Below are 17,329 nucleotides of genomic sequence, written 5' to 3' on the forward strand. Positions count from 1 at the left end.
AATTTTTACCTACTAGCAACAACTAGAGCCACTAAAAGCTTACCACAAATATACAATTAATTATGCATTGTTACTTATAAACGCAAGTAAAAATATTTTGGCTGCGGGACTCGCAGTGTCAGTCTGTGGAGCGACCGTAAGACCCGAACAGAGTAAATCTGTTAAGGCTAGTGCTATGAAGCAGAAACCTAAATCGTGAGATTTGGGAATCTCCCCCGTTTACGGGGTGAGAGGATGTCAAGGAGAAACCGATAGAACATTAATTGTTTTAGATGAGACTAAAAATATCTCTTTGGAAGCTTCAGCTAGGTTTAATCAAATATGTAATCTTCAACTACGAATAGCAGAAGCTCAACCAATAGCTACTTCAGATATACTGGAGCTATTAGCCTACACGATAGAACGTACTCAAACTAGGATTCCTGCATGGGAGCGTAGTATCGAAGAAGTTAAACTAGACTGGAATCTACCATGAACGAACAATATCCTCTACCTGACCCCGAAAAAGTTAAGCAGACCGTTGCGAAATTACGTCAAACTCGTCTTGAGTTACAAGAATTTGGAATAGAGTTAGAAGAAATTATAGCTTTATTAGAAAAAAATATTCGTGAACAAAGATTGAAAAGAATACAGAAATCAAAGGAAATCTTAAGCTAGTTAGGATAACCTACAATGACACAACATAATTTAACACCAAAACAAGAACAACTAGGAAAAGCATTAGAACTGACTCAGCAGTTTGAACAAAAACTTCAAGAGCTTGATCACTTTAGTGAGGCTTTTGTACAAAAATATAAAAGGGAAGGCATTTTCAATAGCTTTAAAGAGAAAATTAATTTAGGATGGCAAAATCAAATCCCGCTCGAAGCCAAATTAATTCTTTTAGGAGAAGTTATTTATGCAACAGAAAGACAGGATCTAACCCCTAAGCAAGCTAGAGAATTAGAAGAATTATTAGATTTATCTAAGTTTATTCAAGATTATTCAAAGATTAGAGAACAAGCAATTTTAGGAGAGTTAGTTTAAATAGTAAAATCTCCATAGTTTAACATTTTGGTGTGTTCCTTCAGTTAAAGGCCAAGCGATCGCTCATAGTTAATCCTGTAGACGGCTGAGAAGTTCGATAATTGCTGCATGATTTCCATCCTTATAATGTCCTTGAGCTTGTCCAGTTCGGGCATAGCCTAACGCATCATTAAACTCATCATCAAAAGTTCGCTGAAAGGGATCGGCTCCTGCACTTAATAATCGCTCGACAACAGCTAAATCACCTCTGTAGGCGGCATTAGCGATCGGTGTACACCCAGTTTTCCAGCCGAGATTTACATCTGCACCTGCTTGGATTAAGCGATCAATTATTGCTAGATGCCCATTACCAGCCGCAGTAACTAAGGCACGACCATCACAATAATTTACATTTACGCCAGAGTGTAACAGTTCCTCTAGTTTCGTCAAATCTCCCCGATCAGCCGCATCCACTAAAGCAACCTCATTCAGACCTTCTTCGGAAGCTCCAGCCTGACGGAGTAACTGCTGTATCGCCCAACTTCCTAGCATCATAGCCGTATTGCCTTCCTTGTCTCGGATGTTTAGATCGGCACCTGCTTCTATCAATGCTTTTACCGCGTCAGCATTTTCACCAGCTTTTATGAGTGCGGTTTGTCCTTGATCATTCTGTACATTAACATCAGCCCCTCGCTGGATGAGAAACTTAATAACTTCAGCCCGATTAGAAGCAAAAAAGCTACTAGCAATGTACATCAATGCAGTTTCGCCCTCATCAAACTCTTCGTCACCACGCAGATTTGGGTCGGCACCTGCATCTAGAAGTGCTTCCATCACGCTTTTATGACCGTACATTGCAGCCAGCATCAACGGACTTTTGCCACATTCTGTAATTGTATTGGGGTCTGCACCTTCGGCGAGGAGTCGCTGAACTTTGGCTAGTTTACCAAATACTGCCGCAGTTCCTAATTTTTCTCCTAATTTATTGGCTTTTCGTTCCTTGCGTTTGATTCCTCGTTGAATGTCTTTCTGTCCATGTTTGTCAGCATAGCGACGAGTTTCTGCATCGAGTAATGGATAAAGATATTCGTATACATCTCGATGGACATTGCGGGCCGCACTCATAATGGCTGTCACTCCTTGACTCCAAGCATTTACATCAGCACCATAAGCGACTAGGAGTTTTACCATTTCCAAACGACCGTGTAAGGCCGCAAGCATAATCGCTTGATAGTCATCCTCCATCCCCATATTCGGGTCGGCACCCGCTTCTAGTAGCATTTGCAAAATGGGCAAGTTATTCTTATTAATTGCCACTGCCAATCCTGTATGCTCAAGATCGCCTCCATCTGGTGAAGCTCCAGCATCCAGTAAGAATTTAACCAAATCGGGTCGATTTTGCTTAATTGCTATACCAATTGGATGTGCATTGATATTCAAATCGAGTTGATCTAGGTTGGCTCCTGCTGCAATTAACGTTTGAATGATCGCTATATTTCCCCGATAGACGGCTGCAACGAGTGGTACTGCTTCATCCCAACTGCTAGGGTTAATGTCTGCTCCATCGGCTAAAAGAGCTTCTACTTGGGCTAAATCATCCTGAATAATAGCTCGAATCAATGGAGAGACTTGATTTTCATCGTAGTCAACGCGATCGTCATCATCTTCTTCCTCATCGTCATCATCTTCAATCTCATCAGCATTATCCCCCATCATTTGATCTACAGTTGCTTGGGCTAGTCCACCCGCGAATTGCAGGAAGCCGTGACCAATGTTAGATTGCTGACGGATGGTGTATTCATCGATGGTTTGTGCGATCGCCAATAAATCCGTAAAGATTGCCTGTACTGCACCGCTTCGGTTTTGAAAGTCTTGAACATAAGCTAGATGTTGTTCTAAAAGCTCGACAGCATTTAATCTAGGTAAGGAAACGCGAAATAGTTTCTGTTCGTCGTAGGCATGAGGGACGACTTGTACTGTAGTGGTTGTGAGAAAGCTATCGTCTATGAATTTACAAACACAATCAATTCCCTTTAAACTCGATTCGGCTGCCATGATTAAGACGGCGATGCGTTGCTCTGGTGTAGCATAGGCATAAATTTCGACTTGAGAAAATTGTGAGCAAGTTAACTGTCCTAGATAGATTAAGCCTTGATTTGTGAGCAGTTGACCCGCCTCAGCAATGCTAAAATGTACGTCGGCGGGTAAAGCCTCATAATCTGTACCGAAGTAGTTTCCAGCTTGACCACTGTAGATTAAGGGGATCGGTTGGGCTGCACTCATGAGATACCTTTAAAATAAGACATTAAAGAAATGTTTCTCCTAAAATGCCCTAAATGTTCGATGAAATTAACAATTAGTTGGTGTTGCCCCGATTAATTATGATAACGAACAATATTAAGGTCAGCGTATGATAATGAAAGTTGGTCTAGACAGGGTGAATTTTTAGATGATAGAACAATTAAACCGTCTGACAATTAATCCTGAAATTGACTTTTACTGATAAACTTTTAGAAGGTCAAGCTGTAGTAATTACAGATCAAACAATCCGTATAGTTACTAATTCTGTACGCAAATATTGCATTGAGTTTAAAATTAGCTTTATAGACTTTTACCTCTAATGGACGAACTACGCGCCTAATATCGAGTCCCAATCTAACTACTAGAATTAGAGCGCCTTCTCGACTACTTTAATTTGTACAACGAGAGAGTTTAAAGCTAAAACTTTTACGTCAACCGCTTAAATAGTTAAGGTTAAAATTAGTTAACATTTTCTTGGTTGACAACCTTCTAGTTTTAAAGTTAATTATTCTTTTGTTAAGGTGCTATTGAGATTTTAGGAGATTTGCTGCCATTTGACTACATTATTGTTAAATCTTTACAATACGCCAATTGCCTATTTAACTTAGCTCAAATCATGACCAACAACGGTACAATGGATCGTTTAGTAATGTGATGTATAGCTTGGGACAGTATGGCAGAAGTATTATTATTCAATGCGCTACGGCAAGCCCTCGATGAAGAAATGGGGCGCGATGAAACAGTATTTGTACTCGGTGAAGATGTTGGACACTATGGCGGTTCCTACAAAGTTACCAAAGATTTAGCTAAAAAATACGGAGACTTGCGCGTTTTAGATACTCCCATTGCTGAAAATAGCTTTACTGGAATGGCGGTCGGTGCAGCAATGACGGGATTACGTCCTATCATTGAAGGTATGAATATGGGCTTCTTGTTACTCGCCTTTAACCAAATTGCCAATAATGCGGGAATGCTACGCTATACTTCTGGTGGTAATTATAAAATCCCGATGGTTATTCGTGGGCCCGGTGGAGTCGGTAGACAGTTAGGCGCGGAACACTCCCAACGTTTAGAAGCTTATTTTCATGCGGTTCCAGGTCTAAAAATTGTGGCTTGTTCAACTCCTTATAACGCAAAAGGTTTATTAAAAGCAGCCATTCGAGATGATAACCCGGTTCTCTTTTTTGAACACGTTTTACTCTACAACCTAAAAGAAAATATCCCTGATGGTGAATATATTGTCCCTCTAGACAAAGCAGAAATGGTCAAAAAAGGAAAAGATGTCACCATTTTGACCTATTCTCGGATGCGTCACCATTGTTTACAAGCCGTCAAAGATATCGAAAAACTGGGCTATGATGCCGAAATTATTGATTTAATTTCCCTCAAACCTTTCGATATGGAAACCATCAGCGCATCGGTTCGCAAGACTCATAAAGTGATTATCGTCGAAGAATGTATGAAAACGGCGGGCATTGCTTCCGAATTAATTGCACTAATTAACGAACAATTATTCGATGAATTAGATGCCCCCGTGATTCGTCTTTCGTCACAGGATATCCCCACGCCTTACAATGGAACATTAGAGAGGCTAACAATTGTTCAACCGAATCAAATTGTAGAAGCGGTTGAAAAAATTATGACCTTGCGAGTGTAAAAGGGCTTCTAACTAGCTAACGATTTACTAACAATCGCTACCTTTCTTTAACCTTTGCTTTAGTCCTCTAATATAACTACGAAGTACATCCGTCATGGTTCTGTTAGTTTGTTGGCAATACTTTTCTAAAATCTCTTTTTCCTGTTTTGGTAACTGGATTTCAAGTCTTTCCATTTCCGTAAATCTTCCGTATAATAATTATATGGCTATCATATTCGGATTTAAGACAGAAATCAAAGCTAATAATGTTCAACGTACAGCTTTTTTAAAACACGCGGGTACGGCGCGTCATGCTTACAATTGGGGGCTAGGGTTAACTAAGCAAATCCTTGACCATAACAAAGCTAATCCAGAAGATAAGATTAAATTTCCAAGTAGCATTGACCTTCATAAATGGTTGGTCGCATTGGTAAAGAGCGAAAATGCTTGGTATTATGAGGTTTCTAAATGCCCTCCTCAATATGCCTTAAAAGCATTAAGGGAAGCTTGGGATAGATGCTTTAAAAAGACATCAGGAGTACCTAAATTCAAAAAGAAAGGTAGACACGATTCTTTTACTCTTGATGGCTCAATTAAGCTTGAATCCAAAAGAATCAAAGTGCCTGTCATCGGTTGGCTCAAAACTTATGAGATTTTACCCACTGGCTACACTCTGAAATCTGTCACCATTAGCCGTACTGCTGATAGATGGTTTATTAGTTTCTCTCTAGAAGTAGAACCACAAATCACACCAAAAACAGTTGATGTTGTTGGGGTTGATTTAGGGGTTAAATCACTAGCTACACTCTCGACTGGACAAGTATTTGAGGGGACTAAATCATATAAACAATACGAAGCCAAATTACAAGGGTTGCAATGGTTAAACCGACATAAAATCATCGGTTCAGCTAATTGGAAAAAAGCTCAAATCAAGATTGCTAGACTCCATCAGAAGATAGCTAATATCCGTAAAGATACATTGCACAAACTTACTACTTATTTAGCTAAGAACCACAGCGAGATAGTGATTGAGGACTTAAATGTATCTGGCATGATGGCTAATCATAAATTGGCTAAAGCGATACAAGACATGGGATTTTATGAGTTCCGCAGACAACTTGAATACAAGTGCAAAATCTACGGCTCTACATTAACAGTTGTTAGTCGTTGGCTCCCATCGTCTAAAACTTGTTCTAGCTGCGGACAAGTCAAAGAATCTCTTTCTTTGAGTGAAAGAATCTTTAGTTGTGAATGTGGCTTGGTTCTCGACAGAGACTATAACGCAAGCCTCAACTTAAAGAAGATGGCGGTAAGTCATACCGTTTCAGCTTGTGGACTGGTTTAAGCCGACTTATCCAGATTGAAGCAGGAAAATTTCAGTTTGGAGCGCAAACGTTAGTAAATTATGGACGGATTAAACTGATGCAACGACAACCGTGGTTACTCGCTCTAATTATTGGATTAGTTATAGCAGCGATCGTCATTCTAATCAAGCTACCATTACAATTGGGACTAGACCTTAGAGGTGGCGCACAACTCACAATTCAAGTCAAACCAACCGCAGAGGTGACAACCATTCGCCCTGAAGATTTGATAGCCGTTCAAAACGTCATTGAAAACCGAGTTAATGCGTTGGGAGTTTCCGAACCTTTGGTACAAACAGTCGGTAGCGATAAAGTTCTGGTACAATTACCCGGTGTGACAGACCCCGAACAAGCAGAAAGGGTTCTCGGTGGTACAGCCCAATTAGAATTTAGACAGCAAAAACAGGGTACAGAAGGACAATTCACGGCTGAATACACTATACAACGTCAGATGGAATTGGAATTAGAACAACTTCGTAAAAATCGTAGCGACCCCAATAATCAAAAGCGAATTGCTGAACTACAAGAGTCGTTGAAAAAGTCTAATGAAGCAATTTTAGCTTTATTTGACCCTATCGGTTTGACGGGAAAAAACCTTAAAAATGCCCTTCCTAGTCCAACTCAAGGCACAAACTGGGATGTTTCCCTCCGTTTTGACTCTGATGGCGGAAATAAATTTGCTGAATTAACGAAGAATTTGGCGGGTACTGGACGTTCTTTAGGAATTTTCCTCGATAATAGCCTGATTAGTGCGCCAGTCGTCGGGCCAGAGTTCGCCGCTACTGGAATTACGGGGGGAAGTGCCGTTATTACTGGTAATTTTACCCCAGAAACCGCCAATGATTTAGCGGTACAACTGCGCGGCGGTTCTTTACCATTCCCAGTAGAAGTCGCTGAAAACCGCACCGTAGGAGCAACTTTAGGACAAGATAGTATCCGTAGTAGTATTTATGCGGGTGTGTCTGGGTTGCTGCTGGTACTGGTGTTTATGGCGGTTTATTACCGTTTACCGGGTATTATTGCAGATGTCTCTTTATTGATTTATGCCCTGTTGTGTCTAGGGTGTTTTGCTTTAGTCGGTGTGACGATGACTTTACCCGGAATTGCCGGATTTATTCTCAGTATTGGGATGGCTGTTGATGCAAATGTACTAATTTTTGAAAGAACGAGAGAAGAATTAAAAGCGGGTAAAAGTTTATATCGGGCTGTTGAGTCGGGTTTTTATCGAGCATTTTCGAGTATTTTAGATGGTAACGTGACGACCTTAATTGCTTGTGCTGTACTGTTTTGGTTGGGTTCAGGATTAGTAAAAGGTTTTGCTTTAACCTTGGGAATTGGGGTTTTAGTGAGTATGTTTACGGCAATTACCTGTAGTCGAACATTTTTGTTATTGACGGTTTTAAATATTCCTGGTTTGCGTCAAAAACCTGAACTCTTTTCACCGAATCTTAAGGGGTGATGATGATGAAATTTAGTGTTACTAAACAACGTTCTTTTTGGTGGACAATTTCGGGTTTTGCGATTATTGCTAGTTTAGGTGCGATGATTATTTCCTACACTACCATCAAAGCACCTTTGCGCCCTAGTTTAGACTTTATTGGCGGAACTCGAATTCAACTTGAACTCGCTTGCGCTAAACAAAATAATTGTGCAAAACCTTTAACGACGGATGAAGTTCAAAATCTTTTAACCGAACAAGGTTTAGGTAATAGTAGTGTTCAAGTGATTGATAATTATACGCTTTCAATTCGTACACAAACTTTAGATGTCGAACAACGAACCAAACTACAAACCGCTTTAAATGACAAAATTGGTCAATTTGACCCCGAAACCATTCAAATTGATACAGTTGGGCCAACAGTAGGAAAAGAATTATTTGAGTCGGGTTTAAAGGCTTTAATATTATCTTTTGTCGGCATTATTGTTTATTTGAGTTTTCGCTTTCAATTCGATTACGCTTTTTTTGCCATTGTTGCCCTATTCCATGATGTTGTGATTACGGCGGGAGTCTTTGCTATCTTGGGTTTAGTGGCTAATGTCGAAGTTGATAGTTTATTTTTGGTTTCTCTCTTGACAATTATCGGTTTTTCTGTTAATGATACGGTAGTTATTTACGATCGCGTTCGGGAAAATTTCGCCTTAACCCCCGACTTGTCTGTGAGTGAAATCGTCGATAATGCGGTTAATCAAACTTTAGGGCGTTCTATTAATACAACTTTAACGGCTTTGCTCCCTCTTGTGGCGATTTTCTTATTTGGTGGTGCTACTCTAAAATTCTTCGCCCTAGCTTTAATTATTGGTTTTACTGCGGGTGCATATTCGAGTATTTTTATTGCGAGTACCTTGCTTGCTTGGTGGCGAGAACGTCAAAAGAAAACACAAATCATTAAGGAAATGTAGAATGAAAATAGCTATTCTTCCCTCACCGCATGACTACTATTTGTCCTCGTTGCCAGAAAACTATTAGTACACAAGCGATTAAATGTCCTCACTGTGGTAATATCCTTAAAGCCTATGGTCATCCTGGAATGACGCTACATCAAGCCACACAAGAAACCTATTTGTGTGAAAGTTGTACTTATCATGAGGATGATACTTGTACCTTTCCTCAGCGTCCTTTTGCTAAAAGTTGTATTCTTTATCAAGATAAATTACAAAAACCTGAGCAACCCATTATATTACCATTAAACCGAAGAATTAAAAATTGGTGCGATCGTAATCGAGGATTATTATTACTAATTGTATTGCTGCTGATGGGTCTAATTTTGACGTTTATAAGCTAAAAACATTAGAAATAGTATTCGACTGGTTAATATTTCGAGATTCTAATGTTGTCATTTGTTCTTCAAATAAATCCAAATCAAACCAGAAAGTTGTACCCACTTCAACCTCACTGATTAAATGAATTTTACTACAGTGTTTATCAATAATATTTTTCACAATAGATAAACCTAAACCCGTTCCCTCTAAAGTATGAACGCGGTTTTCAACACGGTAAAAACGGTCAAAAATTGCATCTTGATCTTCTGCATCAATACCAATACCTGTATCGGATACTTCGACTCTAATTTTATTTAAATCAGTATGATTATATTTAATTTTAATAGGATAAGCCCTTAAAACAACTTTGCCACCCGATTTAGTAAATTTAAGGGCATTTCCGACTAAATTGGAGATGACTTGCAACAAAAGATCGTAATGTCCTAAAACTGGAGGTAAATTAGATTCGACCTCGTAACTTAATTCTAATCCTTTATCTTTTGCATTTAGTTGATAAGTCCTTAAAATTTGTTCAATAATTTGACCAATATCAATCGCATCAAAATTATAGATTTTGCTCGATTCGAGACGCGATAAATCTAATACATCATTAACTAATCTAGTTAGCCTATCTGTCTCATTATTAGCAGTTTCTAAAAACTCGCGTCGTTCAGTTTCCGTCAAATCTTCGCCAAATTCTGTTAGAGTTTCTATAAAAGATTTAATATTAAATAAAGGGGTTCTTAATTCATGAGACACATTACTTATAAAATGACTTTTCGCTTCATTTAATGCTACTTCTCTCGTAATATCTTGAACCGTCATGGCAATTCCTTTAACGGTTTCTCGATATTGATCAAATACTTGAATTAAGATAATTCTTAAACTTTTGCGAAAGGGTGAACTCAGACTAATTCGCAATTCAACTGGAGTAGGTTGATGTTCTTCCGATTCATCTAATAAATCATTACTTGGCGAATCATCTGTATTTACATTAAGGGATTCACCTGCTGCCATTTTAGCCAAAGGTTGACTTAATTTACCCGTTAATTCTCGCGGAAAAAGATTGAGTACATTTTGTCCCATAATATCGGAACTTAACCAATCAAACATTCTGCGGGCTGCTGGATTAACTAACAATAAATTAAAGTTAGTATCTAATAAAATTGCACCATCAGCAATAGTTGAAACCAAAGTTTCTAATTTAGCTTTTTCGGATGTTAATTCTTCGATGTTTTGTTCTTCATAACTTTCTAACCGTTGCGCCATCTCATTAAAACTGTAGATTAATTCCCCTAATTCTCCACCCAAAGGTAAATCAATCCGTTGTTTAAAATTTCCTGCCGCAATATTTTTTACTCCAACTGACAATTCTTTAATCGGTTTAGTAATCGTTAAAGCATTAAAAACCGCACCTAAAATCACCATTGCCCAAATCGAAATAAAAACCGCGATCGTCACATCACGAGTTAAATTAGAAGAAGCGACTACCGTAGCATTTGGGTTAATTCCAATGGCTAAAACCCCTAAATTTTGACCCTCATGATTAATCGGTACAAAAACATCTGTTACTTCTCCATCGGGTGTTTTATGCTGACGAATCAACGGTAAATCCGTATTTTGGGCATAATTTTCGGGTAGCTGGATACTGCGTTCAATAGATAAAGAATTCTGGACGGCTGCTTCAGAATAAGGAATCCCAAAAAAAACCTTACCGTCTACATCAGCATACATCAAATAGCGAACACTAGACGTACTGCGATAGAAACGACTCGAAAAGCGTGCCACTTCTGTTAAATTATTTTCAGCAATCAAAGGGGCTGTATTTGTTGCCAGCAATAAACCTAAGTCGCTGCCAAAACGTGTATCATTGAGACGAGCATCTAACTGAATCGTATTGACAGCCCAAAACGTTAAACCACTCATCACCAAAGATACAACAAGAGTAGCCGCAGCCATTAACTTGGTTTGCAGTGGAAATTCTAGCCACCAACGGCTAATTGCTTCTCGAATCGTTTGCAACAGAGTTAGCACATTCACACAATGATTTTGATTGATGTTTAGCCCATCAGTATAGGAGTCAAGACTATCTTAACCCAGAACTATCGTTTACAGTTACAGCCCCGATAGATCATTCGTCTTCTAATGAGTATATCTATGTCTTACCAAGAAGGCGATTACCGATATCATGACGATAGTACATTCCTTCAAATTGAATTAAGTTAACTGCTTGATAAGCTTTTTCTATCGCTGTCTCAAAGCTTTCTGATACGGCAGTTACACCCAAAACTCGCCCGCCATCAGTGAGAATGTGATCATCTTTACAGATTGTTCCGGCATGAAAAACGATAACATCTTCTGATTCTGCTTCTTTTATACCTTTAATGACTTTACCTTTCTCATAAGAGTCTGGATAACCGCCAGATGCAACGACAACACAGACAGAAGATTCGTTTTTCCAAGCAATGGGGGGAAACTCGCCTAAACGCTGTTCTAAACAAGCTAGAATGAGTTCGATCAAAGATGTCTCTAAAAGAGGTAAGATAGCCTGAGTTTCGGGATCACCAAAGCGACAGTTATACTCTAATACTTTAGGTTCTCCTGATGGTGTAATCATTAAACCCACATAAATAATACCCCGATAATCAATACCTCGGTTTTTAAGGGTTTGTAAAGTAGGTTCAAGAACTTCTTGCTGGATGCGTTCCATTAATTCAGGTGTTACCAAAGGAGAAGGAGCATAAGCACCCATTCCCCCTGTATTTTTTCCTGTATCGCCGTCACCGACTCGTTTATGATCTTGTGCGGGTAATAAAGGACGAATCGTTAGACCATCAGTCAGAGCTAAGATAGAAACCTCTTCACCTTCTAAATAGTCTTCGATCAACAGTTTAGTAAAACCACCGGCAAATAATTCATCAACCGCTTGTTGTGCTTCTGCTTCAGTATGAGCGACAATTACTCCTTTTCCTGACGCAAGTCCATCAGCTTTAATGACAATAGGTGTACCCTGCTTTTGGAGATAAGTTTTAGCCGACTCTATGTCACTAAAAGTCCCAGAATGAGCCGCCGGTATACTTGCTTCATACATTAAACTTTTAGCCCAAGATTTACTCGCTTCGAGTTGTGCTGCTACTTTATTGGGGCCAAAAACTCGGATATTTTGTTCTTGTAGATAGTCTGTAATTCCCAAAGATAGCGGTAATTCTGGCCCGACAACCACTAAATCGATCTGTTGTTCTATTGCTACACGGGCAATTCCTTCAAAATGATCAACCGCTAAGGGTACATTCTGACATCTTTCTAGAGTAGCCGTTCCTGCGTTACCTGGAATACAGAACACCTGAGTAACTCTCGAAGATTGTAGTAGTTTATAGGCGAGAGTATGTTCTCTGCCTCCGTTTCCGATAACAATGACTTTCACAGTGTTTTTTGACTCCAGCGATTAAGATCTCTATCCTTACATTCTGAACAATATTGATTCAAGGATGGATAATATTCCCAGATAGTTTAAGAATCTCTGACTTGCGGTCTATTATATTCAAACTTTAGGGGAATTATCCTGATCCTTTTAGTCTAAAATGAATGGGCTGATCGATAGATTTATTGAGATTGCCGTCTTGGGCTAGAACCCAGATAAAATAGTAAAATAGGACTTTTGAAAGTCCTAGTAGTCACTATCTGACCCGTCTAGGAGTAATATTATTGTGGAGCCGAATTACAGCGCAGCAGCGATCGAACAAAAATGGCAAAAAGTTTGGCATGAAGCGAAATTAGACCAAACCCCCGACACAACAGAAAAGCCAAAATTTTACGCGCTGTCAATGTTTCCCTATCCATCGGGAAGCCTACACATGGGTCATGTTCGCAATTATACGATTACTGATGTCATCGCTCGTCTAAAACGTATGCAGGGTTATCGCGTTCTACATCCGATGGGTTGGGATGCTTTCGGTTTACCTGCCGAAAATGCGGCTATCGATCGCGGAATTGCTCCGGCAAAATGGACGTATCAGAATGTCGCCCAAATGCGAGAACAACTACAACAACTCGGTTTATCGGTAGACTGGGAGCGAGAAGTAACAACCTGTTCTCCCGATTATTATCAGTGGACACAATGGCTCTTTTTACAATTCTATCAAGCTGGATTAGCCTATCAAAAAGAATCCGCCGTTAACTGGGACCCCATCGATCAAACCGTACTCGCTAATGAACAAGTCGACAATGAGGGGCGTTCGTGGCGTTCTGGGGCGGTTGTCGAACGAAAATTACTCCGTCAGTGGTTTCTCAAAATTACCGACTATGCAGAACAATTACTCAATGATTTAGATAAACTTTCGGGTTGGCCCGATCGCGTTAGAGTCATGCAAGCCAACTGGATCGGTAAATCTACTGGTGCATATTTAGAGTTTTTTGTCAAGGGTGTAGATGAAAAAATTGCTGTTTTTACGACGCGCCCAGATACGGTTTACGGGGTCACATACGTCGTTCTCGCCCCCGAACACCCTTTAACCCCAAAAGTGACGACACCTGAGCGTCAAGAGGCTGTAGAAGCCTTTATTAAAGAAGTAGCGGGACAAACAGAAATCGAACGCACTGCCGAGGATCGACCCAAACGAGGCACTTTTACGGGGGGAGTGGCGATTAATCCGTTTAATGGCGCAGAAATACCGATCTTAATTGCCGATTATGTATTATATGAATATGGTACTGGTGCGGTGATGGGTGTTCCTGCCCATGATGTGCGAGATTTTAAGTTTGCTAAAGAAAACAATCTCCCGATTAAAGTGGTTATTGTTCCCGATGATGCGGATAATCCAGACTTAGAACTTACCCAAGCATATACCGAATCTGGAATTATGGTCAATTCGGAACGCTTTACGGGAATGAAATCAACACAAGGAAAAGATGCGATCGTACAATTTGCCGAAAACGAAGGTTATGGAAAAGCTAGAATACAATATCGCCTCAGAGATTGGTTAATTTCCCGTCAAAGATATTGGGGCTGTCCTATTCCTATCATCCATTGTCCGAGTTGTGGTGCAGTTGCAGTACCAAAGGAAGATTTACCCGTTTTATTACCCGATGATGTCGAGTTTAGCGGACGCGGACCCTCTCCACTCGCAAAATTAGATAACTGGGTAAATGTACCTTGTCCGAGTTGCGGCGAAAGCGCCAAACGGGAAACCGATACGATGGATACATTTATTGATTCATCTTGGTATTTCTTGCGGTTTGCTGATGCGAAAAATACGGAAAAACCCTTTGATTCAGCTAAAGTGAATGATTGGATGGCTGTAAATCAATATGTTGGCGGAATTGAACACGCTATCTTACATTTGCTTTATTCTCGTTTCTTTACTAAAGTACTTAGAGACAGAGGATTACTTAATTTTGATGAACCATTTGAGCGCTTATTAACACAGGGTATGGTTCAAGGAATGACTTACAAAAACCCAAAAACAGGTAAATACATTCCATCGAGTCAAGTTAATTCTAATGAGCCCAAAGATCCCGAAACAGGAGAACCTTTAGAAGTCTTTTATGAAAAGATGTCTAAATCTAAATATAATGGCGTTGAACCACAACAAGTGATCGGAAAATATGGGATCGATACAGCGCGGATGTTTATTCTTTTCAAAGCACCACCCGAAAAAGACTTAGAATGGGATGATGCAGACGTTGAAGGACAATTTCGCTTTCTTAACCGTGTGTGGCGAATCGTTGCAGAATATTTAGAGAAAAAACCCGCTAAAATAAAGTCTTCTGAAACTCTTTCTAAAGAAGAAAAAGATCTAAGACGGGCAACGCATATCGCCATAAAAGAAGTCTCCGACGACTTAGAAGAGGAATATCAATTTAATACCGCCGTTTCTGAATTAATGAAACTCAGTAACGCTATAAATGAGGCGAAATGTTATGAGTCTGCGGTATATAAAGAAAGTGTCGAAACCCTACTTATTTTACTTGCGCCTTTTGCCCCTCATTTAGCTGAGGAATTATGGCATAAATTGGGTTATACAGACTCTATTCATCATCAAAGTTGGCCAAAACTCGATCCATCTGCGTTAGAAGTCGATGAAATTACCCTTGTTATTCAAATTATGGGTAAAACACGAGGAACAATTCAAGTACCATCGAGTGCAGATAAACAAGCTTTAGAAGAGTTTGCCCGAACTTCTGAAGTCGCGCAGCGTCATCTCGCAGGAAAAGAGATCAAAAAGGTGATTGTTGTTCCGGGTAAACTGGTTAACTTTGTCGTCGCGGGTTAATGGAATTTTCCCATTAATTCGCTTATGATGAACCACCGTGAAATCTGGGAATTTTCCCATTAATTCGCTTATGATGAACCACCGTGAAATGAATTTCACGGCTAATAGCTTAAGTCGGCGGGGCGTACAAGGTCTGCCGTGCGACGGCAGACACAGCCCCTTGTTTAAACCGACTAATTTCAGGTTTTTTAGTCCGTTTTAACGGACTTGAGCTATTAGACAGTGAATTTATTCACTGACGGTATTGATTGATGTACTGGCGGTATTGATTGATGTACTAAACAATTTCGCCAGTTTTTCCCCTTCTATTCTTGTATTGTATTGCTCTTGAACTCGTTTTGCCCCGACTTGCCCCATTTGTTCTAATTGTTCGTTTGATGTTTCTAATAAATTTTGGATAGCCGTTACTAAAGCATCGACTGAACCGGCGGGAACTAACCAACCACAGACATTCGGTTCTACAAGTTCGGGGATACCTGCAACATATGTACTCAAAACGGGACGAGACAAAGCCAAACTTTCCATAATCACAACGGGTAATCCTTCGGCAAAACTAGGCAAAATCATCGCTTTAGCGGCTAAAATCTGTTTTTGTACGGTTTCTCCACTTGCCCAGCCCGTAATTTCTATATGTTTCTCTAATTTATATTGTTTAATTAAAGATTCTATTTCTTGCCGTAACTCCCCATCTCCCACTAACACAATTTTAAAATTAAAGTTTTTTTGTACTAATTTATAGACGGCTTGGACTAAAAGTAATTGTCCTTTTTGTTCACAGAGTCGCCCAACACACACCATACGCGGTTCATCGGGAATAGGCTGAAAAGGAGTATTGAGAAATGATTGATCAACGCCACAGTGAATCACATAAATTTTTGACCATTGTTCATGACTACACCAGCGATAGAGTTGACTACGCCCAAACTCACTAATTGCAATAACAAAAGACGCTTGTTTAATTTTTTCAGGTAATGCGATCGCTTGAACCTTATCAAATTCTTCTGGCCCGTGAACCGTGAAACTATAGGAAAAATCGCCTAAAATATGAGTTAGTAATGCTACTGTGGCCGAGTTCGTGCCAAAATGAGCGTGAACGTGAGAGATGTTTTTTTCTTGTAACCAGCTACAAAAAACACAAGCCTCAGCGAGATAGATGAGATGTATTAAAACTCCTCGCTCTGATTTTAGTCCTAGAACGATCGCTAATTTTAGAGCCTTTAACCATCGCAAAGGACTTGTAATAGCCTTTTGAATTAAACTAAATAATAGACCAAAAAGACCCACATCTAGAATAGCTTGGGTTTTTTCTAATTCCTGTTGATCCGCTTCATCGACGAGGGTTTCACGGGTGGGACGAACCGTAAAACGAGCGATCGCTATTCCTGCTTGTTCGAGTGCGATAATTTCTCGACGGATAAAACTATGACTAATTTTAGGGTATTGGTTAATGAGATATGCGATCGTCATATTTTAGATGATCAAAGATTTTTTAAAATGAATACTGCTACGATCATCCGATTCAATAAGATTATGATCGATTAAATGTATGTGTGCGGAATAAACCGCCTTTCAGCGTCTCGCAGAAAAGATGCGATGAGGAACGGCGGTAAAAAATCCAAACTCTTTCGTTCAATCTAGTTAAACAGAAGTTAAAGAAGCCAATGGTGATGGAATAGAATCAGAAGGGGACTGAAATTCACCTGTAATCACATATTCTAAGCGTAATTTTAGCCAAGTAATAAATTGAGGATTAGTCGAGATTACTGCTACAGCCGGTTGAGGACATTTAGCTTTAATTTGAGCAAATTCTGGAGTTTCTAAAAAAGCAGGTTGTTTAACTAGCCAAAAATCAATTTCTTTATTTTGTTCTTGATAATTTCTGGTTCGTTCTTTAAGAACTTCCTCAAAGGGTTCTTCTTCGAGTAAAAATTTTTGACTCGCTAAAACATAATAATAAGTGGTCATGATATATTCCTTAAGTGCGTTCCTAC

Annotated in this window: 14 protein-coding genes and 1 pseudogene; 10 read left to right on the plus strand and 5 right to left on the minus strand. The window is 39.6% G+C overall.

The features are described from left to right. Window positions 1–76 precede the first annotated feature (76 nt). The 4 genes and pseudogenes from C7H19_RS13465 to C7H19_RS26410 form a co-directional block, all read left to right on the plus strand. Window positions 77–199, plus strand: a pseudogene (locus tag C7H19_RS13465) (RNA-guided endonuclease TnpB family protein); the annotation flags it as partial. A 3-nt stretch (window positions 200–202) separates the two neighbouring features. Beyond that, window positions 203–475 carry a hypothetical protein gene (locus C7H19_RS13470; protein ID WP_106457403.1) on the plus strand — a complete coding sequence of 91 codons (273 nt, stop codon included), beginning with the start codon at window positions 203–205 and terminating at the stop codon, window positions 473–475. Next, entirely contained in the window at window positions 472–657 is a 186-nt protein-coding gene (locus C7H19_RS13475; RefSeq protein ID WP_106457404.1) for a hypothetical protein, read from the plus strand. The genes C7H19_RS13470 and C7H19_RS13475 overlap by 4 nt, the downstream gene beginning before the upstream one ends. A 15-nt stretch (window positions 658–672) precedes the next feature. Then, window positions 673–1,026 (plus strand): hypothetical protein, encoded by a 354-nt coding sequence (locus tag C7H19_RS26410; RefSeq protein WP_219907653.1) that lies wholly within the window; start codon window positions 673–675, stop codon window positions 1,024–1,026. Window positions 1,027–1,095: 69 nt separating this feature from the next. Here C7H19_RS26410 and C7H19_RS13485 read toward each other — a convergent pair whose 3' ends face one another. Further along, on the minus strand, window positions 1,096–3,288 hold the full coding sequence (locus C7H19_RS13485; protein WP_106457405.1) for an ankyrin repeat domain-containing protein: 2,193 nt from the start codon (window positions 3,286–3,288) through the stop codon (window positions 1,096–1,098). 691 nt (window positions 3,289–3,979) lie between these two features. Between C7H19_RS13485 and C7H19_RS13490 the strand changes: the two genes are divergently transcribed. From C7H19_RS13490 to C7H19_RS13515, 5 genes are all read left to right on the plus strand, one after another. After that, window positions 3,980–4,963 (plus strand): alpha-ketoacid dehydrogenase subunit beta, encoded by a 984-nt coding sequence (locus C7H19_RS13490; protein ID WP_106457406.1) that lies wholly within the window; start codon window positions 3,980–3,982, stop codon window positions 4,961–4,963. Window positions 4,964–5,171: 208 nt separating this feature from the next. Then, the gene (locus C7H19_RS13500) at window positions 5,172–6,287 is read left to right on the plus strand and encodes an RNA-guided endonuclease InsQ/TnpB family protein (protein ID WP_106457495.1); all 1,116 of its coding nucleotides are present in this window, start codon (window positions 5,172–5,174) and stop codon (window positions 6,285–6,287) included. A 77-nt stretch (window positions 6,288–6,364) separates the two neighbouring features. Then, window positions 6,365–7,765 (plus strand): protein translocase subunit SecD, encoded by a 1,401-nt coding sequence (gene secD, locus C7H19_RS13505; protein WP_106457496.1) that lies wholly within the window; start codon window positions 6,365–6,367, stop codon window positions 7,763–7,765. A gap of 5 nt (window positions 7,766–7,770) precedes the next feature. Beyond that, the gene (gene secF / locus C7H19_RS13510) at window positions 7,771–8,706 is read left to right on the plus strand and encodes a protein translocase subunit SecF (RefSeq protein WP_106457497.1); all 936 of its coding nucleotides are present in this window, start codon (window positions 7,771–7,773) and stop codon (window positions 8,704–8,706) included. Window positions 8,707–8,735: 29 nt separating this feature from the next. Next, a complete protein-coding gene (locus tag C7H19_RS13515) occupies window positions 8,736–9,089 on the plus strand; it encodes a zinc ribbon domain-containing protein (protein ID WP_106457408.1) in 354 nt (117 codons plus the stop codon). Here the strand turns inward: C7H19_RS13515 and nblS are convergent. Beyond that, the gene (nblS, locus tag C7H19_RS13520; RefSeq protein WP_181280609.1) at window positions 9,079–11,025 is read right to left on the minus strand and encodes a two-component system sensor histidine kinase NblS; all 1,947 of its coding nucleotides are present in this window, start codon (window positions 11,023–11,025) and stop codon (window positions 9,079–9,081) included. The genes C7H19_RS13515 and nblS overlap by 11 nt on opposite strands. A gap of 196 nt (window positions 11,026–11,221) precedes the next feature. Then, on the minus strand, window positions 11,222–12,490 hold the full coding sequence (gene purD, locus C7H19_RS13525; RefSeq protein WP_106457410.1) for a phosphoribosylamine--glycine ligase: 1,269 nt from the start codon (window positions 12,488–12,490) through the stop codon (window positions 11,222–11,224). Between the two features lie 283 nt (window positions 12,491–12,773). Between purD and leuS the strand changes: the two genes are divergently transcribed. Then, the gene (gene leuS, locus C7H19_RS13530; protein ID WP_106457411.1) at window positions 12,774–15,338 is read left to right on the plus strand and encodes a leucine--tRNA ligase; all 2,565 of its coding nucleotides are present in this window, start codon (window positions 12,774–12,776) and stop codon (window positions 15,336–15,338) included. Window positions 15,339–15,566: 228 nt separating this feature from the next. On the opposite strand, the gene C7H19_RS13535 is transcribed toward leuS, so the two are convergent. Next, window positions 15,567–16,805, minus strand: a complete 1,239-nt coding sequence (locus tag C7H19_RS13535) for a glycosyltransferase family 4 protein (protein ID WP_106457412.1) — start codon at window positions 16,803–16,805, stop codon at window positions 15,567–15,569. Window positions 16,806–16,976: 171 nt separating this feature from the next. Further along, window positions 16,977–17,303 (minus strand): MgPME-cyclase complex family protein, encoded by a 327-nt coding sequence (locus tag C7H19_RS13540; protein ID WP_106457413.1) that lies wholly within the window; start codon window positions 17,301–17,303, stop codon window positions 16,977–16,979. Window positions 17,304–17,329: the final 26 nt, after the last annotated feature.

This window comes from Aphanothece hegewaldii CCALA 016, from assembly GCF_003007785.1.
GTDB classification, from domain to species: Bacteria; Cyanobacteriota; Cyanobacteriia; order Cyanobacteriales; family Microcystaceae; genus Chroococcus; species Chroococcus hegewaldii.

Coding starts and splice junctions, on each gene's coding strand:
- C7H19_RS13475 (WP_106457404.1), top strand. CDS start 472: ATGAACGAACAATATCCTCTACCTGACCCCGAAAAAGTTAAGCAGACC.
- C7H19_RS26410 (WP_219907653.1), top strand. CDS start 673: ATGACACAACATAATTTAACACCAAAACAAGAACAACTAGGAAAAGCA.
- C7H19_RS13485 (WP_106457405.1), bottom strand. CDS start 3,288: ATGAGTGCAGCCCAACCGATCCCCTTAATCTACAGTGGTCAAGCTGGA.
- C7H19_RS13490 (WP_106457406.1), top strand. CDS start 3,980: ATGGCAGAAGTATTATTATTCAATGCGCTACGGCAAGCCCTCGATGAA.
- secD (WP_106457496.1), top strand. CDS start 6,365: ATGCAACGACAACCGTGGTTACTCGCTCTAATTATTGGATTAGTTATA.
- secF (WP_106457497.1), top strand. CDS start 7,771: ATGAAATTTAGTGTTACTAAACAACGTTCTTTTTGGTGGACAATTTCG.
- C7H19_RS13515 (WP_106457408.1), top strand. CDS start 8,736: ATGACTACTATTTGTCCTCGTTGCCAGAAAACTATTAGTACACAAGCG.
- nblS (WP_181280609.1), bottom strand. CDS start 11,025: ATGGCTGCGGCTACTCTTGTTGTATCTTTGGTGATGAGTGGTTTAACG.
- C7H19_RS13535 (WP_106457412.1), bottom strand. CDS start 16,805: ATGACGATCGCATATCTCATTAACCAATACCCTAAAATTAGTCATAGT.
- C7H19_RS13540 (WP_106457413.1), bottom strand. CDS start 17,303: ATGACCACTTATTATTATGTTTTAGCGAGTCAAAAATTTTTACTCGAA.